Below are 24,635 nucleotides of genomic sequence, written 5' to 3'. Positions count from 1 at the left end.
GAGCTAAAGACGATGAATGAGACGCACCTCGCTGAGGCCTGTGAGCTGACCCGCCGCCTGAACTGGCCGCATCGCTATACGGACTGGCAGCAGGCGCTGTGGCTGGGTGAGGGCGTGGTTGCGGAGGAAAACGGCAAACTGCTGGGCACGACCCTGTTCTGGCGCTGGGGCAGGGATTATGCCTCGCTGGGGCTGGTGATCGTCGCTGACGAAGCGCAGGGTAAAGGCACAGGAAAAGCGCTGGTGCAGGCGGCCCTGACAGCGCTTGAAGGAAGTCACGTCAGGCTTCACGCCACGGAAGCAGGTAAAGGCCTCTATGAGAAGCTGGGATTTGTGGCCACCGGCCAGGTTTCACAGCACCAGTGCCTGCAACTGACTGCGTTTTCTTCGGTTCTGCCAGTAGCGGGGAGCATCCTGCGTCCGGCTCGTCCAGAAGATAGTGCCGTACTGACGACGCTCGATACCCAGGCCCATGGCCAGGTCCGTCCCAGACTTATCGCCATGCTGCAAAAAAATGCGGCCCGTATGCTGGTTCTCGAAGAACAGGGCAGCGTAAGCGGCTTTGCCTGCCTGCGCCGCTTCGGGCGGGGGTATGTTGCCGGACCGGTAATCTGTCGCGATCTCTGCCAGGCAAAGGCGTTAGTCAGTGAGCTGCTGAGCGGTCTGGAAGGCCAGTTTGTCCGTATGGATACCCACACGACCTCGGGACTGGGCAGCTGGCTGAGCCACCTCGGCTTGCATGAGGTGGACAGACCGACCGCGATGATCCGCGGTACGCCCTGGCAGCCAGCAGGCATGCTGGCGTTTGGGCTGATGAGTCAGGCGATGGGCTGAATCCGCTGCTCTTTTCCCTTATTTGCGCGGCCTGCCCGGAAATCCTGAGGATTGCCCGCGCTTTGCGCCGCTTCAACTATCATTAACTGCTCATGTATCAAAAAGGATGGGGCTGATAATGAGCAGCAAGACCAGTGATTTTTTTGTTGAGCGTCTTAAAGCCTGGGGCGTGACGCGTATTTACGGCTATCCCGGCGATGGCATCAACGGCGTGCTTGGTGCCCTTCAGCGGGCGGAAAAGCGCGGCGAGGGCATTGAGTTTATTCAGGTGCGCCATGAAGAGATGGCCGCGTTTATGGCCGTCGGCCACGCCAAATTCACCGGCGAAATGGGCGTATGCCTTTCTACCGGCGGGCCGGGCGCCACGCATCTGCTGACCGGTCTGTATGATGCGAAAATGGATCATGCGCCGGTGCTGGCCATTGCCGGTCAGGCTGAAACCACCGCGCGCGGCGCCAGCTACCAGCAGGAAATGAACCTTGATCGGGTATTTGCCGACGTGGCAAATTTCGTGCAGGAAACGGCCACGCCCGCTCAGCTGCGTCACCTTGTCGATCGTGGCGTGCGCCTCGCCAAAGCACAGAACGGCGTCGCCGTACTGATCATTCCTAAAGACGTTCAGGATGAGCCGTGGGAAGCCCCGGCGCACGCGCACGGCTTTACCCATTCTGCCGTAGGCTACCAGCGGCCTAAAGTTATCCCTTATCAGGAAGACCTCCAGCGTGCTGCCGATGTACTGAACAGCGGGAAGAAGGTCGCTATTCTGATTGGTTCCGGCGCCCGGGGCGCTGCGGTTGAAGTGGTGCAGGCCGCAAACGTGCTGGGAGCAGGCGTGGCGAAAGCGCTACTGGGCAAAGATGTGTTGCCTGACGACGCGCCTTTTGTGACCGGATCTGTTGGCCTGCTGGGCACCAAACCCTCCGCCGATATGATGAAATCCTGCGATACGCTGCTGATGATCGGCTCTGGTTTCCCCTGGACGGAATTTCTGCCGGAAGAAGGGCAGGCGCGGGGCGTTCAGATCGATATCGACCCGGCGATGCTCGGTCTGCGTTATCCCTGCGAGGTAAACCTGCACGGCGATGCCGCCGAAACGCTGCGGGCGCTGCTGCCGTTGCTTAAGCAGAAGGAAGACCGCTCATGGCAGGAAGAGATTGCCGTTGGCGTTCAGGAGTGGTGGAAGGTGATGGAAGAGCGGGCCATGGCTTCAGCTAATCCGGTCAATCCTCAGCGCGTGGTATGGGAAATGTCGCCGCTGCTGCCGGATAACGCCATCGTCACTTCTGATTCCGGCTCCTGCGCTAACTGGTTTGCCCGTGATTATCGGGTTAAGCAGGGGCAGCGTGCTTCTCTTTCAGGCGGACTTGCCTGTATGGGCGCAGCCGTTCCCTACGCGATAGCGGCTAAATTCGCTGAGCCGGAGAAGCCGGTCGTTGCGCTGGTGGGGGATGGCGCGATGCAGATGAATAATATGGCGGAGCTGATCACTATCCAGAAATACTGGCAGCAGTGGGCAACGCCACAGCTGATCGTCTGCGTCTTCAATAATCAGGATCTGAATCAGGTGACCTGGGAACAGCGGGTTATGGAAGGCAACCCACGCTTTGTCTCCTCACAGGCGGTGCCTGATGTGCGCTATGCACAGTTTGCTGAATCGCTGGGGCTGAAGGGGATTTACGTCGACGATCCCGAAAAGCTCAGCGCCGCATGGGCTGAAGCGCTGAGCGCCGACCGTCCGGTGGTGCTGGAAGTGAAAACCGACCCGGAAGTGGCGCCGCTGCCGCCGCACATTACCTTCAAACAGGCGAAGGCGTTTATGGCCTCGATGGTAAAAGGCGATCGCGGGGCGGGTCAGGTGCTGGCCAATACCGCCAGCCAGTTGCTGAATGAAGTACTGCCTGGCAAGAAATAACGGTATGCCAGGCGCGTCAGGTAGATTAATGCCTGACGCGCCGTCAGTATAAGCCTAAGCCAGTGCCTGAGTGAGCAACGGCAGGCGAGACTCAGGTTTTTAGTGAATGCCTTATTCTTTCTCCGCTTATTGTGCCTGAGAAAAAGCTACGGCACGCCTAAGGCAACCTTATGCCATCGTTCAGCCACTGCCCATGTTGAGCCTGTCATGAACGATCGCTCAATCCCCTTACTGATTTTTATCGCGTGACGTTATTGTCGCCGGACTTTTAACGTCAGCGTTATGCCGCCGATCCGGCACCTTACCTGGTCAAAGGGTCCGCATCGCGCTCAGTCCGCAACGGGATTCATCCTGCCGACATTCAGCATTCACCCGACTGTCATCTTTCTCCGTCACCCTTAACGCAAATCCTTAGCGGGTTGGGGCCGCTTGTGGGCTGCCACTGCATTTCATCACTACCGGAGATTTCCTGTGCTCAACTTATCTCGCTGTCCGACCGCGGCTTATCAGGCCATCGCTGCTCAGCTGGAGCAGGAGCTCTGCAATAACTATCGTTGCGGAGAGTATCTTCCCTCGGAAAAACAGCTGGCGGAACGCTATGCGGTAAACCGCCACACGCTGCGTCGCGCGGTAGATGCGCTGGTGGAAAAAGGGCTGGTGCAGCGCCGCCAGGGCGTGGGGATTCTGGTGCTGATGCGGCCCTACAGCTACCCGCTCGCTTCGCAGGCCCGCTTCAGTCAGAATCTGATGGAGCAGGGCAGCCATCCCACCAGCGAGCGGCTGCTGGCAGTATTACGCCCCTGCAATGCGGAAATTGCCGCCGCGCTGGCCCGTCAGGAAGGCGAACATGTGATTCACTTGCGGACGCTGCGCCGGGTTAACGGCGTGCCGATCTGCATTATCAATCACTACTTTGCCGATTTACGCTGGTGGCCCGCGTTACAGCAGTTTGACAGTGGCTCGCTGCATGACTTTATTCAGCGGGAGCTGGCGGTGAATTTAGTGCGTAAGCAGACCCGTATCACGGCCTGCCGCGCCCAGGCAAAGGAGAGCCGGCTGCTGGAAGCGGCGCTGCATTCGCCGCTGATTTGCGTACGTACGCTGAACCACTGCGCGGAAAAGGGCCAGTTGGCGGAGTACTCCGTCAGCCTCACCCGCGCAGATATGATCGAACTGACGCTGGAGCATTAAGGCGCTTCCTGCTCGCTTCCGGCATCGCCTGCCAGGCAACGGGCAGGGATATCGCCGGGTGCAAAAGGAAGAGCAAAAGCACCGCAATTCGTCGCAGCAACTATTTTTCTCAGGAGAGAGTGTATGACCTTACTTGCAAGCCTTACCCATCCGGTCGCCGAGGTTCAGCATGCCTTCCGGCGGATCCTGAAAGCGATGAGCGAGCCAGGCGTGCTGGTTACCCTGCCGACACTGACAGGCTGGGGTAGCGCTTCGCCCGCCGCGACGGCTGTGCTGATGGCGCTGGCGGATCGTGAAACGCCGGTCTATATCGATAAGGCGCTGAGAAATGAGGCTCTGCTGACCCAGTTACGTTTTCATACCGGCGCGCCGGAGGCCACACCTGAGGCCGCCTCGTTCGCGCTGCTGCATGCCAGTCCAGACTCTGAGATCGCTGCTTTTACGCCGCAAGAAGAGGGAAGCGAAGGCCGAACAACTACGGTGATTATTGAGGTGACGGCCCTGAGCGGCGGTCTGACGCTGCGCCTGAGCGGAGCGGGTCTGCAGGAGCGGCGGGCAATTGCGCCACAGCTGCCGGAAAGCGTCCTGCGTTATTTGCGCACACGTCCGCGTTATCCTCAGGGAATCGATCTGATTTTTACCTGCGGTGAGAAGATGATGGCACTGCCGCGCACGACTGATGTGGTGGTCTGCTAAATAAGAAGGAATCCGGAGAGCCGCTCTCCATGGCGGGGCGAGCGGCGGCGTTAACGGTTAACCGGCGACATCCCACCAACGTTTATTCAGCGTGAAGTAGCGATCATTTTTATCCAGCGGCTTATCCCAGGGTTTATCGATAATATAATGAATGTTCTTCACTTCTGACAGATCCCACATCGCCGGATGCTGGTGCGGCAATGTTTTCAGCGCGTTATAGATATAAGGCAGCGGCTGCCAGCGCTGATGATAATAATCGTTGAGAAAATCCTGCTCGGCGAACAGGTAGCGGGAGAGATCCTCCAGCGCCGCCAGTTGCGCCAGCATATCCTGATAGACTGCCTCATCCGGTTTCAGCACCAGAAAGCCGCCGTTCAGGTAGTTGTCCACCTCTTCCGGCTCCTCAGTATGCTCAAGGCCCTGACAGTAGCTGTAAAAACAGTTCTCAGGCCGCCAGCTTTTAGGGTAGCTGGGGATTTTGTTCGGATTACAGCGGCAGGCGTGGCAGGCGGCAATCTCATCTTCATTGAGCGCCAGATCGAACAACTCATCCATATTCTGAATAACCAGCATGTCGGCATCCAGAAACACCAGCCGCTCAAATTCGGTCAGCTGCCAGGCAGCCAGCTTGGTCCAGACTTCCGAGAAGCGGGCGTTGGCGTAGCTGGATTTCAGGCTGCTTTCCGGGCCGACAGGCTGAACGTTGCGCAACAGGCATCCCTGCTGCTCAAGCGATTGCCGGGTGGTGGCATCGATATTCTCGGTGACCATCACCACCAGCGGCCAGGCGCTCTCTACGTTCTGCAGTGATTTATGCAGCGCCCTGACGCCCACCGCATAGCCCGGCTGGGTCAATAGGGTAATCCATGCCTTCATTCCTCTTCTCCCGGTGTTAACTGAACAGTTCTGCGGTAAACGCGTTGCTGAATTTATGCTGGGGATCCAGCGTGTCCCGTACTGCCTTAAAGGCTGCCCATTGAGGATAAAGCGCTGCCCAGTCATAAAGGGAGGCGTCAAAATATTTTCCCCAGTGCGGCCTGCCCCCTTCTTCCGCCAGCAGTTTTTCCACCGCGATTAAAAAGTTGACGCCTTCCTCAGAGAGCGATCCATCTTCCGCGTAGTAGACGACGAAGCCGAAGAAACAGGTATCGGCGCCAGCGGACGGGCTAAGCCAGGAGGTGGAAGGGCCCGTACAGCGCAGAATAATCGGGTAATGCATATGCGGCTGCGTTTCGCGGTGCCAGTGTTTGATTTTCTCAATCACCTTTGCCGCGCGCGCCAGCGGGATCCCGATCTCAACATTAATCTGCGGTGTGGCAATGCCGCGGCAGAATACCTGATAGATATCGCCGGTTACGTCAGAGAAATCCTTAAAACGGGTGACGGTACGAAAAGGTTTGCCGTTTTCGTCAAGGATCTGCGTATCGCTGCGCATATGTTCCAGCGTCTGATCGATGGTTTCATTCATCGCATCGCTGGTGTTTTCAAAGGCGATCAGCTCGTCACCATTCGCGTGATAGCGGGCTGTCTCTTCCTCGTTGGCCTCGCGCGCTGACCAGACGTGAACCTGATTCTCATTGGGAAACCACCAGGCTTTACTCAGCGCAAAATTCTGGTTCCAGTCGGTTAAATCCTCTCCGAGGCTGTCCGCGCTAACCGCATTTTTAAAGCAGGTGTAAATCCGCGACGGCTGCGTGCGCAGCGTTACCTGAGTGACCACGCCCAGCGTCCCGAGTCCCAGCTGGACGGCGTTGAACGAGGGGTGATCGCGGTCAAACTCCGCGACGCTACCATCGGCCAGCACCATACGTATCCGCAGCGCTTCATCGGCGATGGTACTTTGCGCCAGCCCCTGCCCGTGGGTGCCGGTCGCCAGCGCGCCCGCCAGTGTCTGTGAGGCAATCACGCCGGGTGAGGAGGGCAGCATTCTGCCCACGGCAGAGAGAACTTCATAGACCTCGTGCAACGGGGTGCCCGCTGCGAAAGTGGCACTGTCGTCGTCAATGGCGATCAGGCCTGCGAGTTGGCTGAGATCGAGGAGAACGTCGCCAGGCGCCATCAGTTTGAGCATCCGGCCAGAGGACATTTTACTGCCCATAACGCGGATTTTCCCGGAAGTACGGGCGACGATGGCCTGAAGTTCCGCTTCTGAAGCGGGCGCGGTGACCGCTGCCCGCTGTCCGATGGTTTCATTTTGCGCCCAGTTCCACAGCAGGGATTCATCCCCGGCCAGCTGGGTTTTACGACGGGGATAGCCGGTATCATCGCGCGTCATCGACAACTCCTTTTTAAAAGACAATAGAATTTTTTCTGTAGCGTCAGGTACCGGCGCGTACGTCAGTCCGTGATTATACTCTGCCTAAGGGTAGCTGAAGCGTCAGGCTTCAGACAGCATAAAATTGTACATAAATTTTTTGTTTGTACAAATTCAGGGTGAGGCGGGACGCAAATAGCTGAGGGTCGCCTCCACCACCAGACGACGGTTACGCTCGATATTTTGTTGCTCGCTTTCACCATCGCCAAACAGCGTGTTAAAGGTGTAGCGGTTCGCGACGTTATGGGTACAGATACTGCTAATCAGGCGGTGAACATCAACCGCTTCCACAGCAGGATTAAATACGCCGTCCGCTTTTCCCCTGACGAGAATGTCCTCCAGAATAGCCAGCGCGCTCTGATTCACCGCTTTGATCCGGGTGGACTGGCTGATATAGCGCCCCCGCATCAGGTTCTCACTACAGACCAGCCGCAAAAAGTCGGGATGGGAAAGGTGATAATCGAAGCTGGCTTCCGCCAGGCACGCCATGGCCATCTCAGGGGGCAAATCAGCCAGATCCAGGCTGGCTTCATGGGCGCGGATCGCCTGATATACGGCTTCCAGCACCTGCATATAGAGGTTCTCTTTATTGCTGAAGTGATACACCACCATGCGTTTGGTGGTTTCGGCGCGTTCAGCAATCTGCTCCAGGCGCGCGCCCTGCAGGCCGAACTCGGCAAAGGTCGGCAGGGCGCCGGCAAGGATGCGTTTTTTCAGCCCTTCAGGGTCATTTTTTCGTTTTGCAGAAGCGGGAACGGGCATAGCAGGTCTGTTAATCCATAGTCTGACGAAAAGAAGTGGTTAGCGGAGGGGATCATAGCATATCGCCCCATGAAGGGTGTGGCGTTGTGAATGCGCCACGGGGGAAATGAGGTCTGAGGTCGGGGGGCCAGGAAGGCTGGCAGAAATCAGTGGCGTCCAGGCGCTTAACGCAGATCCCTGCCGCTTAGCTTATTGCAGAATGGATGCGGGCAGCGGCCCGCCGTTTCTGGCTGTGGGCGTACCGGCACTGTTTTTTAGCTTTCAGCTTTTAGCGATCGCGGGCGTGCCGGCTTCAGAAGCCGGGATGAGTCCCTTCAATCACGCTGTCGTAATGGCTTTTGATTTTTGCGCTCAGGCGCGCCTTATCCGGCAGCGCATGACCGCGCAGCACCGCTTCGGTGGCGAAGCAAAAAATCAGTATCGCCCGGCTGCAGAGGTTTGCGGCCTCCACATAACTTTCCAGCGATCGAAACCAGGCGTCGCTACTGAGCGTTTTTTCGCTACTTTCCTGCACCAGCGGGCGGAGCATGCGATATATTTCCGTGGCTTCGCCCAGCAGCGGCAGCTTGCCGAGAGAGAAAAGAAGAATTTTTTCTATCCGGATAAAGATGAGCTTACGGCTGCTCAACGCAAACAGCTCTTCCAGCGTTTCAAGCCAGAGCGCGAAGGTGGTGGTAAACAGATCGTTTTGGACCATTTGCGGCGAGGCGTGCTGCCAGTCGAAATGGGTGCTGAGCTGGAAAAAGGCGGCCTGATAGGCGAGAAACGCCTGTTCATCCTGGCCGTCAAACTGCGAAAGCGCATTGCTGATCATCTCAAAGCGCTCAATTTCTTCACGTATGCCGGCATCCTGCCAGTTAATTAACCGGGTTTTACGCTGCTGAAGCGTTTTAAGCCCTTCCAGCGTGTGAAACGTTGCCATTGCGATCTCACTCGCCATCAACGCTTTATTAATCAACTTGATATCGTCAGATGACTCCACCACGGAGCGTTCCGCGAGCAGGTCGTTGCGGCGGTTCAGGTAAGCGGCGGCAGGAGTCAGGAAGTTGCTCATAGGCAATCTCGTCATTGTCATTGTCAGGCGGGAACAGCGCACCAACACCATGTTCAGGAAAGGCTCATTATGGCATATGTGGCCGGGAAGAAAATTATGCCCCTTTGCTTTTCAGGAGAATGCGCAAAACGAGATGCCCATTTTCTACTTTTAACTGGCATAAAAATTTCTTTCTGGTCGCGAAATGATATCTCGTCAGGAGGTTCTGCTGAGGAGGGTCCTGAGCACTCTTACTGCTTGTATCGCCAAAGTTGGAAGGAGACTCACGGGCAGGCTTTCTGGCATGAATATCAGTTTATTATATGTCATGTTGCAACTGAGAGACCGGACAGCAAAAAGCCCGCTTAAGTTTCCTTAAGCGGGCTTTTAAAATATGGCTCCTCTGACTGGACTCGAACCAGTGACATACGGATTAACAGTCCGCCGTTCTACCGACTGAACTACAGAGGAATCGGTTTCGATGGAGCGCATAGTAGCGATGCGCTGCGGGGCTGTCAACAGCAAAAAACACGCAGGCTTTCAACTGGCTACGATTAAATCAACCCGATGGCTTAGTGTACAGTTTCATCTGCCAGCGGCCCGTCAGTGCCGTTACTGAGCCGCAGGCCTGGGTCCTGACGATAGAACTGCGTGAAGCGGCGGTAAAGCGAAGGGAAGCGGTCGTTAAGCAATTCGGGCGCGCTGAAAAAATATTCTGACAGCACGGCAAAGCATTCCGCTGGATCGCTGGCGGCATAGGGATCAATGCTGGCCGCATTCTCGCCGACCAGGTCGATCTCGTCCTGAATTTCGGTCATTGCCGCGTGCAGATCCTGTTCCCATCCCGCTACATCACGCAGTGGAATTGCAGGTACGCCATTAGCATAACCGCTGCCGCGCGCATCCAGTTTGTGGGCGACTTCATGGACAATCAGGTTATAGCCGGAAAGATCAAACGAATCGAGTACGTCCATCCAGTTCAGCACCACCGGGCCCTGCTGCCAGCTCTGGCCGGAATGCACCATGCGCTCACTGTGCACCAGGCCAAACTCATCCTCCCACTCATCGTCCACGGTGAAAGGTGAAGGATAGACCAGAACTTCGTGAAAACCATCCAGCCACTCATAGCCCAGATTAAGGACCGGCAGACAGAACAACAGCGCCAGACGTGCGCGCATGATCTCGCTCAGCGCAAGACCCTGTAAGGGCACAACGCGCTTTTGCTGTAAAAAGCGGCCGGCAAGCGCGATCAGCGTGCGGCGTGAGGTTTCATCAAGCGAAGCCAGCACTGGAATGGCGATCGCCTCATCCCAGAGAAGGGCGTCTGAAGCTCCCTCGTGCGTCTTCCACGGCCATTTGATCATCATGCAACCTGCTGAGGAGATAGTGACTATGCCATAGCGCAAACGGCGCCGCTTCTGATACCTCGGGCAGCAGAAAAAGCGGGTGATAAAGAAGGGGATGCGCTCGGGCGTAATGCCAGATATTCAAACAGTTATTGACGCGCTTGTCTGTGACTGAGCGCATAAAGCGTAGTGAAAAGCGTCGTTGAGAAGGCCCGACGGCAAGGTGCCGTCGGGCAGTCGGGCAGCTAAATACGAGTGAAATCAATCACCCAGACCCAGGGGTTCACTTCCCAACTGGTGCCGCCATACTGTAACGCCCACTGTTTACGATAAGCATCTTTTGAGGAAACGGCTTCGCTGTGCATAGTGAAAAAATTATTAAGGAAATGAGAGTCGGTCTGCACGCCCTCTGCAATCACATCGTCGTCGCTGATATCCTGAATTTTTTCTGCACGAATGCCGGTAATAAGCAGATCGATGCGGCTGGCCCAGCGCGGCATATGGATGCCGGCCTGCCAGCCAAAGGGCTCATCTTCTTCTTCCGCCGTCGCGAACTGACTGGTATCAGCGCGATACTGGCAGTAACGGGCGTGTTTGAAATCAGCTGGAGAACGTTCGTAAGCCGCCATCTCCTCAGGAGCAATAACCGGACCTCGCCAGGTTTCCCTGACCCAGAGCCGATCGCCGGGCTGCCCAAAGGGACAATGGTAACTGACGTTTTCCATGCCCATCACGCGATTCCCCTGCAGATTATTGCTCAGTACATCAATACCATAGCAACCCTCATGATTATCCTGCCCAGGCCCAAAGGGCTGGGATTTCATGATGCGCCGGGTCTGGCTCTGCTGACCAGAGAGCAGCGCTCGCACCCGTTGATCGCTGAATAAAATCGGGCGTTCTTTCATGGTTTGGCCTCTGTTGCTTTTGTGTGGAAATGTCGTTCACCGCCGCCTGAAAAAGACAATACGGATAAATACGGACATAAATTAACTCTGAAACGTTATCGTCATTGTTATGGTGAAACATTAGCTGTGCTTTCTAATTTTTTGCTGAAGAGCGCGCCGGGTTGCTCCCTCAGGAGACCTGGTATGACCTCCTTGTCAGACGCCTCAATATAACCTGGAACCCCTCAAAGTCACAAATTTGACATATCCCCTGATTACAATCTGTTAGAGGATATGAAGACAAACTGTCACTTTTCAACCGGGTCAGGCGACGGGCAGGGATCGCGGCGCGATAACGGACAAGTTTATCCAGGTTTCAGCAAAAATACAGGAAGCCGATCAATTTGAGTTCATTATCTCCGTTAAACGATTAGCTTAAAAACTAATCAACCTTCTGGCCCTGGGAATAACCTTAAAATCCTTAAAAAGCGCAAATGTGTTGTTAAGTTGTTAACGCTCAGGCTATAAACATGATCAAGATCTCATTTTTGCCTGCAGGTTTTACTCACCTGCCTGTTTATTGACCGGTTTGTTACGCCCCGGCGGTTCCGGCAAGTCGCCCGTAAGGAGAAGTCTATGTCACTGAGTCACTGGCAATTACGCTTTGAGCGCTGGCTTGATGAAACCTGGCCACAGGATGATAAGGCGCATGACGTGGCGCACCTGCGCCGCGTATGGCATACCGCACAGCGTATTATGAAAGGAAGCGGGGCCGATGAGCTTGTCGTGCTGACCGGCTGTTATTTCCATGACGTCGTAAACCTGCCAAAGAATCACCCGGAACGGCATCTCGCCTCGGCAAAGGCGGCGGTAGAAACCCGCCGCGTTTTGCTGGAGGTTTTTCCCGACTTTCCTCTGGAGAAGCATGACGCCGTTTCCCATGCCGTTCACGCACACAGCTTCAGTGCCGGCGTACCTGCTGAAACCCTTGAAGCGAAAATTGTTCAGGATGCGGATCGACTGGAGTCGCTTGGGGCTATCGGACTGGCGAGAGTATTTTACGTCTCCGGTGCGCTTGGACGCTCCCTGTTTGACAGCATCGATCCTCTCGGACGCGACAGGCCGTTGAATGATACCGAGTGGGCGCTGGATCATTTCCAGAAAAAGCTCCTGAAGCTGCCAGAAACCATGCAAACGGCAGAGGGCAGACGTCTGGCAGAGCATAACGCTAATTTTCTTGTGACCTATATGGCCAAGCTCTGCGCCGAACTGAAAGGCGATTTTTGCACCCTGGATGAAGAGGTCCTGCGGGAATTTACCCCGGCCCTGGAGAAATATTAAATTTTTGTGACAGTATAGTTAACGGGTTAATTTCAGGCTAGGGTGTCGTGGCCTACACACAAGGAGAACCAGGTATGACCGATACTGTTAGCTTAACGCTTAAGATTGATCCTGCTTTAAAAGAAACGCTTAAAGCGCTCGCCCAGGAAAACCAGATTTCACTCAGTCAGGAAGTGGCCCAGCGTCTGCAAAGTAGTCTTTCAACGCACGCCCATCCTTCCGTGGATAGCACAAGTACCACAGAAGAGGTTGATCCCCAACTGTCTTCTGTCGAGATAAAACAGATCCGCGCCTTACTGAAAAAATCGAGAAAGAAAAAGTAACTACAAGCCCCTGATATTCAGCTCAGGGGCAAGATTGCCTCCTTCTCCTCAAAGTACAAATTGCCTGACGCTTTCCGCCAGACGCTGAGCATGAGATACCAGCTGTTCTGAGGCGTTTGCGCTACGCGTCGTCAGCGCTTCACTCTCCCGTACCCGATCGCTAAGCTGCGTGATTTCTCCGGCGACATTATTCACCCGCTTACTTTGCGCACTGGCGTTCTGATGCAGTTCTTTCAAAAGCGTTACCACGCCGGTGACTGACTGGGCGATTTCCCTGTAGAGCGTTTCCAGTGACTGAACTTTAGCAAATCCGCTGTCGATATGATGATGGGTGCTGTTAATCAGGTTATCGATGTTGCGGGTGGAAGCGCCGCTTTTTTCAGAGAGCATACCGATCTCTTTTGCCACTACCGCAAAGCTGCGGCCATACGTACCGGCGTGAGCGGACTCGATGGCCGCATTCAGCGCCAGTAATTTGGTCTGCACGGACAAGCTCTCCAGCAATGTGACGATGCCGGCGATTTCACCTGAAGCGTCAACAATTTTCCGCATCTGTGCCTCCACATCATTTACCATCACGCCACAGCGCAGGGAGAGACTGTCCGCTGCCTGGATCTGCTGGGTGGCATGGTGAGTGAAGGTCACGCTCTGGCCGACCTCCTCTGCCACGCGGTTGAGCCGTTGGCTGATATGGGCAAAAGCGGCGCTCTGTTGACTGTTCTGCGCGCTGAACGCTTCACTCTGCTCCGCCATCTGATCGGCGCTAATCATCACGGCCTGTGAAACGGCGTTAATTTCCGTCACGATATGCTGAAGCCCTTCCTGCATCTCCGTAATAGTGTCGGTCAGCTGACGCATTTCCATCGTCTGCCAGCCCGTGACGCTAAGACGGCAGGATATATCCCCGATCGCCACGCGTGAAAGATGCGCCGAGGCGCGGTTGAGCGGTAAAATCACGCCTCGTAACAGCATTATCCCACCGGCGAGCAGCAGCGCTAACAGTAGCGCGGCGATCATCAGTGAGGTGGTACGGCTGTCAGTGAGCGCCGACAGCGTTGTCTGATTAACGCGGGCCAACCTGGCGTTAGACTCTGCAATAGTCTGGTAGTAAGCGGTATTGAACTGCTGCTGAAAGGCCTGCATCGGCACCATAAAAAAAGCGTCGATGTCACGAGCGTTCAGTCCGTCAAGCTGTTCACTGAGCCCGTCGGCCAGCATCCCGAAACTCGCTTTTAGCGGATCGTCTCCGGCGACAGGATACTGCGCGAAGAGATCTCTGGCGTTGGCAAGCGACTGACGGGCGCTCTCGGCGAGACTTTGCCAGCTGTCTACCGAACCGGTTTGCTGATCCTGCATCAGGTAAATGCCCGCGCCGTGACTGTTATCACTTGCGGTCAGCAGTTCCATACGCGCTTTATCCAGTAGCGACTGCCGTTCAGCAAGCTGGTGTGAAACCGTGACATTATGTTGCGCGTTATTCACCTGCCGGGACAGTAACAGGGCGCTTGCGCACTGCAGCAGGAAAAATAGCAGTAAAAACAAGACGAATGCGACTCGCAGGCTGTGTAACCGGACGGGTAACCTAATCTTAAAGCGGCGTAACTGACTGAGGCGAAGGGGCAAAGTGGTCAGCAGGGACATAAAGGGGCTCCAGAAATAAAAGGGAGTATTCGCCGCATTTATGTCAGTAGTGTTACAGCGCCAGCCTGATGTGGTGAAAAAGAGTTAGATCCGCTGATAACGCAAATTGGTTCTGATATCTCGCCATTTTTGACCCGGTGAAAAGTCACAGCTAGCGAAAATCGTTCAGCAGTTAAGCAGGTCACGATTAATCAGGGATTTGGCCTGGCAGCGCGATGGTGAAGTGATAAACTGGCGGCCGTTGATTCCTGGTAATGAGTGACTATGAGCGAGATCGAGCGCGAGGCGGTGAAAGCAGCCGGAGAAGAGAGCCTACGAGAGCAGCATAACCTTCTGTATGAGCAGCAGCTGGTTCGGCAGGTACTGGATATCTACGATCGGGAAACCGTGGCGGCAAGGCTGCGCACGGTCACTCCCCATGGCTGGACGCGCGATGCCCTTAAGCGCTGGCTCATTGCCGGAGACCAGGCCCGGCGGTTAAGCGAAGCCGAGATCGGCGAGCTGCAAAAAATGTTGCCTGAACCGCCCGCCCATCATCCCCATTATGCGTTCCGCTTTATCGATCTGTTTGCGGGCATAGGCGGTATCCGCAGCGGTTTTGAAGCAGCAGGCGGTCAGTGCGTCTTTACCAGCGAATGGAATAAATTTTCTGTACGTACTTATAAAGCCAACTGGTATTGCGACCCGGCTGAACACCGTTTCAATCAGGATATTCGCGATATCACGCTCAGTGCCAATCCGGCGGTAAGCGAGCAGGCGGCGTATCAGCATATCGATCAACAGGTCCCCGATCATGACGTCCTGCTGGCCGGTTTTCCCTGCCAGCCCTTTTCACTGGCTGGCGTCTCCAAGAAGAACGCGCTCGGACGCGCGCACGGCTTTGAGTGTGAAGCGCAGGGCACGCTTTTCTTTGACGTGGCGCGGATTATCACCGCCAAAAAGCCCGCTATTTTTGTGCTGGAAAACGTCAAAAATCTCAAGAGCCATGACAAGGGCAAGACCTTCCGGATTATTATGGATACGCTTGATGAGCTGGGCTATGACGTGGCGGATGCTGACGCCAGTGGAGCGGGCGATCCAAAAATTATCGACGGCAAGCATTTTCTGCCTCAGCATCGTGAGCGCATCGTGCTGGTCGGTTTTCGCCGCGATCTGAAGCTGCCCCGTTTCAGCCTGAGCGCGCTTGCGACCTGCTATCCGGCCCGCAGAACGCCGCTGCGGGATCTGCTGGAGCCGGCGGTCGAGGCAAAATATATTCTTACGCCGACGCTGTGGAAATACCTTTATCAGTACGCGAAAAAACATCAGGCGAAAGGCAACGGCTTCGGTTACGGGCTGGTCGATCCGGCGAAAGAAGAGGGTGTGGTACGCACGTTGTCCGCACGCTACTACAAGGACGGCTCAGAAATATTGATCGATCGCGGCTGGGATCGCGCGCTGGGAGAAACCGATTTCGCAGATCCGCAGAATCAGCAGAGGCGTCCCCGCCGGTTGACGCCACGGGAATGTGCGCGTCTGATGGGGTTTGAGGCGCCGGGCGGCTATGCGTTTCGTATTCCCGTTTCTGACACTCAGGCCTATCGCCAGTTTGGCAACTCCGTGGTGGTGCCAGCCTTTGCCGCTGTGGCGCAACTGCTTCTGCCATGGATCAAGCAGGCTGTAAAGCAGCGGTAAGCGTTCTGCACAAGGGGCCGGGAGGATGCTGACCCCTGAGACGCATCAGCGTCTATACTTAGCCAAAGCATAAGGATGATAACGATGGCTGACGTTCACTCCTCTGAAATCCGCAGTAAAAACATGCGTGCAATCCGCACGCGGGATACCTCCATTGAAAACAGGCTGGCCGAGCTGCTGGCCGGGTTAGGCCTGAGCTACCGCGTGCAGGATAAGAGCCTGCCTGGTCGTCCCGATTTTGTGTTGGGTCAGTACAAGACCATTATCTTTGTTCATGGCTGCTTCTGGCATCGCCATCACTGCCATCTCTTCAAGGTTCCGGCAACCCGTACCGCTTTCTGGCTGGGAAAAATCGACAGTAATGTGGTCCGCGATCGACGCTATATAGCTGAACTGAGCGCAGCAGGCTGGAAAGTGCTGGTGGTGTGGGAGTGCGCGCTTCGCGGCAAAACGAAGCTCGAAGAGGCCGCGATTCAAGCGCGGCTGGAAGAGTGGATCTGCGCCGGCAGCGGCAATGGCGAGATAGATGCGCTTGGGATTCACCAGATGCTCTCCTGAGGCGGTACTCGCCCGTGTTTCAAAGCGGGCGATAAGTATCTTAGCCATTGCCGCTTATCAGTAAGCGGCCTGCTGCCTTTACGGACAGCGTTCAATACGCGGCCTGGGCGGGAAAAGATATTTACCCAGCGTGACCAGAATGACGGCCAGCACAATCACCGCCAGCGCCAGCCATTCGCGTGAGCTCATGGTTTCGCCACCGAAGCTGATCCCCAGCAGCACCGCGACAACTGGATTGACGTAGGCATAGCTGGTGGCGATAGCGGGCGTCACGCTACGGATAAGAAACATATAGGCGCTGATTGCGATAATTGAGCCAAACAGCGTCAGGTAGCCCAGCGCCAGAAACCCCTGAAGCGTGGGGCGCGCCGAAAGCTGCTCCCCGGCCAGGCTGCTGGCGACCAGCAGTACCACGCCTGCGGTCAGCATCTCAATGGCACCCGCCATCATGCCCTGCGGCAGGGCGACTCGCGATCCCCAGACGGAGCCAAAAGCCCAACTGAGCGATCCCACCAGAATCATCACGGCACCCCAGGGATTTCCACCCAGATGGCCGCCGCTGTTCAGAAGAATAATGCCTACCAGCCCCGTGGCGATGCCAACCCATTCGATCCAGCGCGTTTCAATGCCAAAAAGCCGGCTGAAGCACATCGCGAACAGCGGCACCGTAGCCACCATTACGGCGGCAATGCCGGATGGCACATCCTGGTGTTCGGCGACCGTGACGGCGCCGTTACCGATGGCTAGCAGTAAGATGCCGACCAGGGCCGCATTGCCCGCAGCACGTAGCGAGGGAAGCCGCTCGCCTTTTAACAGCAACCAGGCCATCAGTATCGCGCCCGCCATCAAAAAACGCAGGCCCGCCATCATCATTGGTGGCCAGCTGGCCACGCCCAGACGAATCACAAAATAGGTGGAACCCCAGATAAAGTAGAGCGCAAAGAGCGCGGCGATCAGCGGAAGCAGGGCGGGGGGACGGCGAAGCATGTTAAGTCTCACTGAGGGTTAAAAGGGGATTAACTTAACGCTATAAGGGGGATTCAACCAGATGAATTCGCAATTTTTTTTGCCGTCAGGCCGGATAAGCGTCACAACATTTGCATCCCTCGGCCATAATTGCTTAGATCACACTCTTTTCAAATCTTTCGTAACGGTAAACCATGGCCAGTATCAAACTGACGGTCAGACGCCTGTATCAGATCAGCGATGAGCGAATGGTGGCAACCCGGGCTCAGGCGCGGATCTATGTGGGCGATAAGCTGGTCGCAACGGAAGAAATTACGGGCATGACGGAAAGCCCGGTCAGCAAGTATCTGCACCATCAGGAAACGGCAGGAGAGCCGTTACGGGTGGAGTGGGATTGTGAAGGGATCGCCGATATGGCGGTAGTAGAAATGCAGGTTTGCCCCTGTTGTCAGCATGATGATGAATAAGGAACACTATTGTGGCAGGAACGAGCTTACTGACGTTGTTGGATGATATTGCCACCTTACTGGACGATATTTCAGTGATGGGCAAGCTGGCAGCAAAAAAAACGGCGGGTGTACTGGGAGACGATCTGTCGCTGAATGCGCAGCAAGTTTCGGGCGTGAAGGCTAATCGCGAGCTGCCGGTGGTATGGGGAGTGGCAAAAGGCTCGTTTCTCAACAAGCTGATCCTGGTACCGCTGGCGCTGGCCATCAGCGCGTTAGCGCCCTGGGCCATTACGCCGCTGTTAATGATTGGCGGGGCTTATCTCTGCTATGAAGGCGTGGAGAAAGTGGTCCACAGTTTTCACAAGGGGAAAGAGGAAAAGACGCCGGAAGCGCGAGCGGAGCGGCTGAAAAGCCTGAGCCAGGAGAACGCGGCCGATTTTGAGAAGAAGAAGATCAAAGGTGCTGTTCGCACCGATTTTATTCTTTCAGCGGAAATCGTAGCCATCACGCTTGGCATCGTATCCGAAGCTCCCCTGATAAATCAGGTGCTGGTCCTCTCAGGGATTGCGATCCTCGTCACCGTAGGTGTTTACGGTATCGTGGCCGGCATCGTTAAAATTGACGATCTTGGCATGTGGCTGCAAAAGCGCTCGTCTGCGGTTGCGCACGCCATCGGCGGCGCGCTGCTGGCAATGGCGCCATGGATGATGAAAATTCTTTCCGTGGTGGGCACGCTGGCGATGTTCCTGGTCGGTGGCGGTATCATTGTCCACGGCCTGCCCGCGCTTCATCATCTGATTGCGCATGCGGTTGAAGGATATAACGGCATTATCGGATCGCTGACCACCAATCTTGCCAACCTGATCATTGGTCTGATTGTGGGTTCTGTTGTGCTGTTAGTGGTAAATCTGATTGCCAGACTACGGGGTAAATCCGTATAAAGGCAGCTTGTTAGCCTGTTACGTTTTATGGAGTGATGATGAAAGACGATATTTTTGAATTTGATATTGATGCCCAGCTGGAAGAAGCTGAAGCCAATGCGCAGAAAAAGGCCAGCGAAGTGCCCACTGACCTGAGTGATGAAGCGGATTGCGAAGGCTGTAAAATCTGATCTCACATCGATCTCTGAAAAGCGGGTAAGGTAACTTACCCGCTTTTTTTATCGGTCGCATTTATAACTGCCCCTGTGTTTCTACCGGAAATTTTACGCTGCCTTTACGGAAGATATCCTTAATGCCTGCTATACATTAATTTCCCCGTCAGAATGAAATAACATCGTTCAGGAGAGAGGCATGTTGATGATCGGTCAGGAAGTGCAGCTTAAAGAAGGTGGTCCGGCACTGATTGTGACAGGTTACGCCAGCGGTATGGTCGAATGTCGCTGGTATGATGGTCACTGCGTCAGAAAAGAGGCCTTCAGAGAAGAGGAGCTGATGCCGGTCAACACAGAGCGTCAGCTGGTCAGCTAGCGCTTGGGGCAGATGGGGCAATCGCGCGTTGTCCTTTCCATTTTTTCCGGGTTTGATCTCCCGCATGGCACGACGCTGCCCCTCAGGCTAAACTCAGCGCATTGGCTTTCAGCCCTATCGCTTGGGAGTTCGTCAGCGTGACTTTCAGTCGGGAAATCGTGCTTTCCCGCCCCCGGATTGTTATCCATCTCTGCTTTTCACTGGTTTTTCTTTTTTCCACCACGCTCACTTGGCGTGAAATGCTGCTGCTGAAAGAAACCTATGAGATCAGCCAGCGGGCGCAGCTTAACAGCATGGCAAACGCCCTGGAACGGGAGTGGCAGCGCAGCGAGGATGAACTCTATTTCTTTCGCAGTATGCTGCAACATGCGATTCTGTCGCCGGTGGAAAATGAGAGTATTCGTGGTCAGCTCACGGCGTTCAACCGCCTGCGGCATCAGCCGGTCTGGTACTTAAGAAACAGTACGGCCCGCAGTATCCCGATAAACGGCATATCAGACGCGGCGCTGACGGCATGGCCGTTGCTCAACCGGGATGATGGCGAGCGGCTTCGCAATGAGCTGACCGCGGCGCTGGAGATGAGTTTCATTCTGCAACTCAGCGACCCAAATAAGAATTTCCATTCCCGCCTGTGGTATATCTCCCGCGCCGGTTTTTATCTTTCCTCCACGCCGCCGAAAAACGACAGCGAAACGCTGACCAGCTTCCGCACGATGATGGCGCGCAGTTACTTCACCGAAATGGCGCCGGAACGCAATCCGCAGAGAAAACTGTTCCGGAGCGGCATCTATCGTTCCCGTCAGGATGAAGGCAACTTTATCACCAACACTATTCCGGTTGATGTGGCGGGCTACTGGTACGGTGTTCTGGCGGTAGAATTTTCGGCAGAACGCATCGCCATGCACCTGCGCGAGGCCTTGCCTGAGGCGGAGAAAGGCAACGTCATGCTTTACGACCGCGAGCTGAAGCTGGTGGCCCAGACGGATACGGCTGAGTCACCAGACGAGCCGCTGAATGCAGAAACGCTCAGCCAGCTCAGACACAAAATGGCGCACCAGCAGCAGGGCGTTATGCGAAGCGGTACACACTTCATTACCTGGATAAAGTATGCCCCTTCACGCGGCGTGCTGGTGAAGAGTGAAACCCTGCGTGAAGGCGTGAAGGGCGAAATCGGGCGCGTCGCACTGGTTCTGACCGGCATGTGGTTGCTCTTCAGTCTGGTGCTCTTTTTTACTCATCAGGCCATTATCCGGCTGGTCAGCAAAATGCTGGAGCTGCATAACAGACTGCTCTGGCGCGCTAACTATGACAGCCTGACCCGACTCTTAAACCGGGGAGCCCTGTTTGATATTGCCGAACGGCAGGCGAACGAATGTCAGCAAGCGAGTAAGCCCTTTGCGGTCATTCAGCTCGATCTCGATCGCTTTAAGCAGGTTAACGATAACTGGGGACATCAGGCTGGTGATCGGGTTCTCAGCTATGCGGCTGCAGTGCTGGAGGAAACGGTGCGTAGCCGTGATTGCCTGGGACGGGTCGGCGGTGAAGAGTTCTGTATCGGGCTTCCTGACACCCGCAAAGCAGAAGCGGTGGACGTGGCTGAACGCATCAGAGCCAGACTGGCGAAGAAACAAGTTATGCTCTCTGGTGGGCAAATCCTGAACGTGACCGCCTCGCTGGGTGTGGCCTCCAGCGAGGAAGTGGGCGATTACCAGTTCGAGAGCCTGCAATCGCTTGCGGATCGCAGGCTGTATCTTGCCAAACGGACAGGGCGTAATCGCGTACAAGCGGAAAACTAACCTAGACCTTTCCGGCGTTATCCTCCTCCACCGCCTGATAAATCCGCTGAAGGATATCCGGGAAAGCTGACTGCACGCGGCTCCAGCTGGGGATAAAGGGTTTTTCGTTAGGGCGTTCAATAAAGGCCTGACCCGCGTCCAGAATCGACTGGGTAAACATTTCCACCGCGGCCTCTTCGGCATGCTGATCGAAATGCAGACCATTCATGGTGGCCTCATGATGATAGGTTTCCATCATATCCAGCGCGTTGCGGTAGTAGGTGGCCTTCAGCACCCGGAAGGAGTCACTGGTGAGATGAACGCCCATCGTGGCCATTTTACGCATCAGCGACTGCACAATATCGTTACTCATGCGACGAAGCCCGCCGGTGCCATCCTCTTCGGAAAGCGGCTGATGCTTATGGTCGTAATTATCTGCAATTTCCACCTGGCAACTCTGCCGCGTGGTGTAGTTGCGATAAATTTCCGACAGAACGCCGATCTCCAGCCCCCAGTCGCCGGGGATTTTGATGTTATTCAGCACATGCGTGCGCATCGCAAACTCTCCGGAGAGCGGATAGCGAAAGCTCGCCAGATAGTCCAGATACTCGGAGTGGCCGTACACTTTTTGCAGCGAGCGTAGCAGCGGCCCTACCAGCAGACGACCCACGCGGCCATTCAGTTTATTATCCGCCACGCGGGCGTAGAACCCTTTGCAGAACTCATACTGGAAAGAAGGGTTCGCCAGTGGATAGAGCAGGCGCGCCAGCATTCCCCGCTCGTAGGTGACAATATCGCAATCATGCAGCGCCACGCAGGCGGAACGCTCGGAGGCCAGCGTAAAGCCGGTACAGTACCAGACGTTACGGCCTTTTCCCGGCTGGGAAGGTGAGAGGCCTTCTTTATCCAGCTCCGCATCAATCGCTTTCAGACGGGGACCGTCGTTCCATAAAATCCGGTGACGCTGCGGCAGGCGGGAAAAAAATTCCCGTGCATGCATAAACTGATCGCGATCGGCCTTATCCAGACCGATAACGATCTCTTCCAGGTAGGGCACTTTGGCCAGCTCATCCACGATGTGGCTCAGCGCCGGCCCTTCCAGTTCGGAAAAAAGTGAAGGCAGAATCAGCCCCATTTTTCGCCGGTGGGAGAAGCCCACCAGCTCCTGTTCAAGATCCTCGACGGGGCGACCGGTCAGATTGTGAAAATTCGTAATTACGCCATTCTGGAAAAAATCACTCATCTACTTCCCCTTAAAACGGTCTCTACCGCGCAGGACATTTTCATTTATTCCTGCGACACAAAATGCGCCAGCCCCTCGCTCCAGCCTTCGGGACCGTAAAGCGTGGTTGTATAGATATTCTGGTTATCTGTTCTGGAAAGCGTTACCGGCTCTTTACTGTAACCTTTAATAATCACCGCATAATCGACGCTGTCGAGCATCACGGCATCGTTAGGGCCATCGCCCAGCCCGATGGTGATGGGCGGCTGACCCGTACGGGTGGGAATATTTTTTAGCAACCACCGCAGCGCAGAACCTTTATCATTGCCCTCGCTGGTCACTGTCCAGAAGCGACCGCCCTGGATCAGCGTCAGCTTCTCATCTTGCAGCGCCTGCTGGAAACGGGCAAAGTTCTCCGGCGTATCGCGCCAGATAATGCTTTCCGATCCCTCACGCTGCATGGCGAGTTCCGCATCCGCTGGCGTCAGACCGGTCCATTCCGCAACTTCCTTTTCCGTGACGTCGTTAAAGCCGGTAAATTTAAAACCAAAATCTTCCCTGAACTGCGAAAGCGTCTGGCAGATAGCGGCATAATCTTTTGCTTCCGGGACCCGCATGGCGGGCAGGTCGCTCAGATCACCACCGCTGACGATTGCGCCGTTTTCACTGATAAACGGGGCGCCAGCAATACCCAGCGCCCGTTGCAGGGGCAAAATCTCCGCAGCCGTTTTGCTTGTGCAGAGCACCAGCGGAATATCCGCCCCGGTGAGGCGGTCCAGCCAGTACTGAGCAGGCTGCCAGCTGTAGGTATGATGGTCGAGCAGCGAACCATCTAAATCCGTTACGATCATCAGCGGATCTTGAAGCGTCAGCATTGCCGTTTCTCCCTCGGTGGCGGACATGGCAAAAAAGGTAGAGTAATCATGGAGTATAGTTCGCGCATTAACAGGCGATAGTGACCACACCGCAAAAGCCTGGAGCAGGCCTGGATATTAAGAATCGTCTTAAATTAAAGTGGGTGAAAACGCTAAAAAGTGGCGGGTGTGGTTACGTTTACAACCCGCGCCACAACTGGATTTCTAAAAAATCTTCCTGTACAGAAAAAACTGGTCTGTACAGCTTTCAGGTAAACCTTAAGACTTGTCTTAGAGTGCGGCTGCGTTACTATCCTGAGGTCAAAGAATTTCCTGTGTGACGAATTTCATTTCAATGAATTTTCATTCCCGGCCTCAGGCCGGGATTTTTTTAGCGGTTAACTTCAGTCACCGTGAAATCCCGGATATCCAGCTCAAACGCCTCGGCCAGTTCGGTGTAAGAACGGTATTCCCGCCCGTCGACCTGCACATGATGCTGTTCCATAAACTCTTTCACATCGCCGCCCGAGCGTGACTCAATGGTTTCCAGCAGCGCCTCGACATCGATGTTGATTTCATGCTGAACGCTGTCGCTATACTCTTTTGCCGTCGTCATGATTTATACCCTCAGTCCCGTTCAGAAGAGTATAGATGGCACCGCAGGTTGCAACAGATGACACAAACAAAAAAGCCCGCGCAGGGCGGGCAAAATTCTTGTGACTTTTTATTACTGCTTTTGGGGGGCAGTGAGCAAAGTATAAACACCTTGACCGACAGAAATCTCGCAGCAAACGGTCAGGAAAAGGTAAAGATTCTGCCAGGCACAATCATTACGTTGTTTTACACTGCTTAGCGGCAGAATGGGATAAGAACGACTATAGTTATCAAGCGATTATAAGATAATGATTAACCTGTGCTATGGAGGCGACATGGATTTACTTCGAATTATTATTGCTATCATTCTTCCCCCCGTTGGTGTGTTTATGCAGGTGGGCTTTGGTGGCGCTTTCTGGCTCAACATTCTGCTTACTCTCTGTGGCTACATCCCCGGTATCGTGCATGCGGTCTGGGTCATTGCCCGCCGTTAATGAAGCGCTTTCTCTCCGGCGAAACCGCCCGTTTTACGATAAACTTAGTGGTTTCAGCCGGGGAGGAAGGTAATGAAAGTTAACGATAAGGTGACGGTAAAAACCGATGGTGGGCCTCGCCGGCCCGGGACAGTGCTCGCTGTAGAGGATTTTAGCGAGGGCACCATGTTTCTGGTGGCGCTGGAGGAGTACCCGATGGGGATTTGGTTTTTCAATGAGGCTGGCCATGAAGATGGGATCTTCGTTGAACCGCACCCCTGACCGCAGATAATTTTGTCATTTTCCGGCTATGCCCGCCGTGGC

General features: G+C 55.1%; 26 protein-coding genes and 1 tRNA gene. 15 read left to right on the top strand and 12 right to left on the bottom strand.

The window, feature by feature from the left end; genetic code table 11:
• The first annotated feature begins 12 nt into the window (after positions 1–12).
• The 4 genes from EA20_RS0100470 (at position 13) to phnH (ending at position 4,633) form a co-directional block, all read left to right on the top strand.
• Positions 13–834 (top strand): GNAT family N-acetyltransferase, encoded by an 822-nt coding sequence (locus EA20_RS0100470; protein WP_024964956.1) that lies wholly within the window; start codon positions 13–15, stop codon positions 832–834.
• Positions 835–952: 118 nt separating this feature from the next.
• Positions 953–2,746 carry a thiamine pyrophosphate-requiring protein gene (locus EA20_RS0100465; RefSeq protein WP_024964955.1) on the top strand — a complete coding sequence of 598 codons (1,794 nt, stop codon included), beginning with the start codon at positions 953–955 and terminating at the stop codon, positions 2,744–2,746.
• Between the two features lie 471 nt (positions 2,747–3,217).
• Positions 3,218–3,937 carry a phosphonate metabolism transcriptional regulator PhnF gene (gene phnF / locus EA20_RS0100460; RefSeq protein WP_024964954.1) on the top strand — a complete coding sequence of 240 codons (720 nt, stop codon included), beginning with the start codon at positions 3,218–3,220 and terminating at the stop codon, positions 3,935–3,937.
• 123 nt (positions 3,938–4,060) lie between these two features.
• On the top strand, positions 4,061–4,633 hold the full coding sequence (gene phnH / locus EA20_RS0100455) for a phosphonate C-P lyase system protein PhnH (RefSeq protein ID WP_024964953.1): 573 nt from the start codon (positions 4,061–4,063) through the stop codon (positions 4,631–4,633).
• Between the two features lie 57 nt (positions 4,634–4,690).
• On the opposite strand, the gene EA20_RS0100450 is transcribed toward phnH, so the two are convergent.
• From EA20_RS0100450 to EA20_RS0100415, 7 genes are all read right to left on the bottom strand, one after another.
• Positions 4,691–5,509: a glycosyltransferase family 8 protein gene (locus EA20_RS0100450; RefSeq protein ID WP_024964952.1), complete on the bottom strand. Its 819-nt coding sequence runs from the start codon at positions 5,507–5,509 to the stop codon at positions 4,691–4,693.
• Positions 5,510–5,525: 16 nt separating this feature from the next.
• On the bottom strand, positions 5,526–6,908 hold the full coding sequence (locus EA20_RS0100445) for a D-arabinono-1,4-lactone oxidase (protein WP_024964951.1): 1,383 nt from the start codon (positions 6,906–6,908) through the stop codon (positions 5,526–5,528).
• 153 nt (positions 6,909–7,061) lie between these two features.
• Positions 7,062–7,709, bottom strand: coding sequence for a TetR family transcriptional regulator (locus EA20_RS0100440; protein WP_024964950.1), 648 nt, complete (start codon positions 7,707–7,709; stop codon positions 7,062–7,064).
• 292 nt (positions 7,710–8,001) lie between these two features.
• A complete protein-coding gene (locus EA20_RS0100435; protein ID WP_024964949.1) occupies positions 8,002–8,763 on the bottom strand; it encodes a hypothetical protein in 762 nt (253 codons plus the stop codon).
• A gap of 374 nt (positions 8,764–9,137) precedes the next feature.
• Positions 9,138–9,213, bottom strand: a tRNA-Asn gene (locus EA20_RS0100425).
• A gap of 101 nt (positions 9,214–9,314) precedes the next feature.
• Entirely contained in the window at positions 9,315–10,106 is a 792-nt protein-coding gene (gene mtfA / locus EA20_RS0100420; protein WP_024964948.1) for a DgsA anti-repressor MtfA, read from the bottom strand.
• A 227-nt stretch (positions 10,107–10,333) separates the two neighbouring features.
• Complete coding sequence (locus tag EA20_RS0100415) at positions 10,334–10,993, bottom strand: hypothetical protein (protein ID WP_024964947.1); 660 nt, start codon at positions 10,991–10,993, stop codon at positions 10,334–10,336.
• A 615-nt stretch (positions 10,994–11,608) separates the two neighbouring features.
• Here EA20_RS0100415 and EA20_RS0100410 point away from each other — a divergent pair.
• Positions 11,609–12,313 carry a phosphohydrolase gene (locus EA20_RS0100410; protein WP_024964946.1) on the top strand — a complete coding sequence of 235 codons (705 nt, stop codon included), beginning with the start codon at positions 11,609–11,611 and terminating at the stop codon, positions 12,311–12,313.
• A gap of 74 nt (positions 12,314–12,387) precedes the next feature.
• A complete protein-coding gene (locus EA20_RS0100405) occupies positions 12,388–12,636 on the top strand; it encodes a DUF6364 family protein (protein WP_024964945.1) in 249 nt (82 codons plus the stop codon).
• Positions 12,637–12,684: 48 nt separating this feature from the next.
• On the opposite strand, the gene EA20_RS0100400 is transcribed toward EA20_RS0100405, so the two are convergent.
• Positions 12,685–14,277 (bottom strand): methyl-accepting chemotaxis protein, encoded by a 1,593-nt coding sequence (locus EA20_RS0100400; protein WP_024964944.1) that lies wholly within the window; start codon positions 14,275–14,277, stop codon positions 12,685–12,687.
• A gap of 264 nt (positions 14,278–14,541) precedes the next feature.
• On the opposite strand from EA20_RS0100400, the gene EA20_RS0100395 reads away from it, so the two are divergent.
• Together EA20_RS0100395 and EA20_RS0100390 are read left to right on the top strand one after the other, a co-directional pair.
• Entirely contained in the window at positions 14,542–15,951 is a 1,410-nt protein-coding gene (locus EA20_RS0100395) for a DNA cytosine methyltransferase (RefSeq protein WP_024964943.1), read from the top strand.
• A gap of 84 nt (positions 15,952–16,035) precedes the next feature.
• Entirely contained in the window at positions 16,036–16,509 is a 474-nt protein-coding gene (locus EA20_RS0100390) for a very short patch repair endonuclease (RefSeq protein ID WP_024964942.1), read from the top strand.
• Between the two features lie 78 nt (positions 16,510–16,587).
• Here the strand turns inward: EA20_RS0100390 and yedA are convergent, their stop codons facing one another.
• Entirely contained in the window at positions 16,588–17,496 is a 909-nt protein-coding gene (gene yedA, locus EA20_RS0100385) for a drug/metabolite exporter YedA (RefSeq protein ID WP_024964941.1), read from the bottom strand.
• Positions 17,497–17,669: 173 nt separating this feature from the next.
• On the opposite strand from yedA, the gene EA20_RS0100380 reads away from it, so the two are divergent.
• The 5 genes from EA20_RS0100380 to dgcQ all read left to right on the top strand — a co-directional run bounded on the left by EA20_RS0100380 (position 17,670) and on the right by dgcQ (position 21,189).
• A complete protein-coding gene (locus EA20_RS0100380; RefSeq protein WP_024964940.1) occupies positions 17,670–17,942 on the top strand; it encodes a hypothetical protein in 273 nt (90 codons plus the stop codon).
• An 11-nt stretch (positions 17,943–17,953) separates the two neighbouring features.
• Positions 17,954–18,865 carry a DUF808 family protein gene (locus EA20_RS0100375; RefSeq protein ID WP_024964939.1) on the top strand — a complete coding sequence of 304 codons (912 nt, stop codon included), beginning with the start codon at positions 17,954–17,956 and terminating at the stop codon, positions 18,863–18,865.
• A 38-nt stretch (positions 18,866–18,903) separates the two neighbouring features.
• Positions 18,904–19,035 carry a hypothetical protein gene (locus EA20_RS21210; protein ID WP_255342851.1) on the top strand — a complete coding sequence of 44 codons (132 nt, stop codon included), beginning with the start codon at positions 18,904–18,906 and terminating at the stop codon, positions 19,033–19,035.
• Positions 19,036–19,216: 181 nt separating this feature from the next.
• Positions 19,217–19,393 (top strand): YodC family protein, encoded by a 177-nt coding sequence (locus EA20_RS20005; RefSeq protein WP_071995366.1) that lies wholly within the window; start codon positions 19,217–19,219, stop codon positions 19,391–19,393.
• A gap of 137 nt (positions 19,394–19,530) precedes the next feature.
• Entirely contained in the window at positions 19,531–21,189 is a 1,659-nt protein-coding gene (gene dgcQ / locus EA20_RS0100360; RefSeq protein ID WP_038381492.1) for a cellulose biosynthesis regulator diguanylate cyclase DgcQ, read from the top strand.
• 1 nt (position 21,190) lies between these two features.
• On the opposite strand, the gene EA20_RS0100355 is transcribed toward dgcQ, so the two are convergent.
• From EA20_RS0100355 to yodD, 3 genes are all read right to left on the bottom strand, one after another.
• Entirely contained in the window at positions 21,191–22,411 is a 1,221-nt protein-coding gene (locus tag EA20_RS0100355) for a glycosyl transferase (RefSeq protein WP_024964937.1), read from the bottom strand.
• Positions 22,412–22,455: 44 nt separating this feature from the next.
• Positions 22,456–23,265: a mannosyl-3-phosphoglycerate phosphatase-related protein gene (locus EA20_RS0100350; protein ID WP_024964936.1), complete on the bottom strand. Its 810-nt coding sequence runs from the start codon at positions 23,263–23,265 to the stop codon at positions 22,456–22,458.
• A 370-nt stretch (positions 23,266–23,635) separates the two neighbouring features.
• Complete coding sequence (yodD, locus tag EA20_RS0100345; protein WP_024964935.1) at positions 23,636–23,860, bottom strand: YodD family peroxide/acid resistance protein; 225 nt, start codon at positions 23,858–23,860, stop codon at positions 23,636–23,638.
• A 313-nt stretch (positions 23,861–24,173) separates the two neighbouring features.
• On the opposite strand from yodD, the gene EA20_RS20000 reads away from it, so the two are divergent.
• Complete coding sequence (locus tag EA20_RS20000) at positions 24,174–24,332, top strand: YqaE/Pmp3 family membrane protein (protein ID WP_038381456.1); 159 nt, start codon at positions 24,174–24,176, stop codon at positions 24,330–24,332.
• Between the two features lie 72 nt (positions 24,333–24,404).
• Complete coding sequence (gene dsrB / locus EA20_RS0100330) at positions 24,405–24,593, top strand: protein DsrB (protein ID WP_024964933.1); 189 nt, start codon at positions 24,405–24,407, stop codon at positions 24,591–24,593.
• Positions 24,594–24,635 lie beyond the last annotated feature (42 nt).

It is taken from the genome of Pantoea sp. IMH (genome assembly GCF_000599885.1).
Classification (GTDB): domain Bacteria; phylum Pseudomonadota; class Gammaproteobacteria; order Enterobacterales; family Enterobacteriaceae; genus Erwinia.
Note: the sequence above shows the minus strand (reverse complement) of the source record. Positions and strands in the feature narration are given on the sequence as shown.

What these genes read in the sequence shown, in the direction of transcription:
- EA20_RS0100470 (WP_024964956.1), top strand. Translation starts at nt 13, where the DNA reads ATGAATGAGACGCACCTCGCTGAGGCCTGTGAGCTGACCCGCCGCCTG.
- EA20_RS0100465 (WP_024964955.1), top strand. Translation starts at nt 953, where the DNA reads ATGAGCAGCAAGACCAGTGATTTTTTTGTTGAGCGTCTTAAAGCCTGG.
- phnH (WP_024964953.1), top strand. Translation starts at nt 4,061, where the DNA reads ATGACCTTACTTGCAAGCCTTACCCATCCGGTCGCCGAGGTTCAGCAT.
- EA20_RS0100450 (WP_024964952.1), bottom strand. Translation starts at nt 5,509, where the DNA reads ATGAAGGCATGGATTACCCTATTGACCCAGCCGGGCTATGCGGTGGGC.
- EA20_RS0100445 (WP_024964951.1), bottom strand. Translation starts at nt 6,908, where the DNA reads ATGACGCGCGATGATACCGGCTATCCCCGTCGTAAAACCCAGCTGGCC.
- EA20_RS0100440 (WP_024964950.1), bottom strand. Translation starts at nt 7,709, where the DNA reads ATGCCCGTTCCCGCTTCTGCAAAACGAAAAAATGACCCTGAAGGGCTG.
- EA20_RS0100435 (WP_024964949.1), bottom strand. Translation starts at nt 8,763, where the DNA reads ATGAGCAACTTCCTGACTCCTGCCGCCGCTTACCTGAACCGCCGCAAC.
- mtfA (WP_024964948.1), bottom strand. Translation starts at nt 10,106, where the DNA reads ATGATCAAATGGCCGTGGAAGACGCACGAGGGAGCTTCAGACGCCCTT.
- EA20_RS0100415 (WP_024964947.1), bottom strand. Translation starts at nt 10,993, where the DNA reads ATGAAAGAACGCCCGATTTTATTCAGCGATCAACGGGTGCGAGCGCTG.
- EA20_RS0100410 (WP_024964946.1), top strand. Translation starts at nt 11,609, where the DNA reads ATGTCACTGAGTCACTGGCAATTACGCTTTGAGCGCTGGCTTGATGAA.
- EA20_RS0100405 (WP_024964945.1), top strand. Translation starts at nt 12,388, where the DNA reads ATGACCGATACTGTTAGCTTAACGCTTAAGATTGATCCTGCTTTAAAA.
- EA20_RS0100400 (WP_024964944.1), bottom strand. Translation starts at nt 14,277, where the DNA reads ATGTCCCTGCTGACCACTTTGCCCCTTCGCCTCAGTCAGTTACGCCGC.
- EA20_RS0100395 (WP_024964943.1), top strand. Translation starts at nt 14,542, where the DNA reads ATGAGCGAGATCGAGCGCGAGGCGGTGAAAGCAGCCGGAGAAGAGAGC.
- EA20_RS0100390 (WP_024964942.1), top strand. Translation starts at nt 16,036, where the DNA reads ATGGCTGACGTTCACTCCTCTGAAATCCGCAGTAAAAACATGCGTGCA.
- yedA (WP_024964941.1), bottom strand. Translation starts at nt 17,496, where the DNA reads ATGCTTCGCCGTCCCCCCGCCCTGCTTCCGCTGATCGCCGCGCTCTTT.
- EA20_RS0100380 (WP_024964940.1), top strand. Translation starts at nt 17,670, where the DNA reads ATGGCCAGTATCAAACTGACGGTCAGACGCCTGTATCAGATCAGCGAT.
- EA20_RS21210 (WP_255342851.1), top strand. Translation starts at nt 18,904, where the DNA reads ATGAAAGACGATATTTTTGAATTTGATATTGATGCCCAGCTGGAAGAA.
- EA20_RS20005 (WP_071995366.1), top strand. Translation starts at nt 19,217, where the DNA reads ATGTTGATGATCGGTCAGGAAGTGCAGCTTAAAGAAGGTGGTCCGGCA.
- EA20_RS0100355 (WP_024964937.1), bottom strand. Translation starts at nt 22,411, where the DNA reads ATGAGTGATTTTTTCCAGAATGGCGTAATTACGAATTTTCACAATCTG.
- EA20_RS0100350 (WP_024964936.1), bottom strand. Translation starts at nt 23,265, where the DNA reads ATGCTGACGCTTCAAGATCCGCTGATGATCGTAACGGATTTAGATGGT.
- yodD (WP_024964935.1), bottom strand. Translation starts at nt 23,860, where the DNA reads ATGACGACGGCAAAAGAGTATAGCGACAGCGTTCAGCATGAAATCAAC.
- EA20_RS20000 (WP_038381456.1), top strand. Translation starts at nt 24,174, where the DNA reads ATGGATTTACTTCGAATTATTATTGCTATCATTCTTCCCCCCGTTGGT.
- dsrB (WP_024964933.1), top strand. Translation starts at nt 24,405, where the DNA reads ATGAAAGTTAACGATAAGGTGACGGTAAAAACCGATGGTGGGCCTCGC.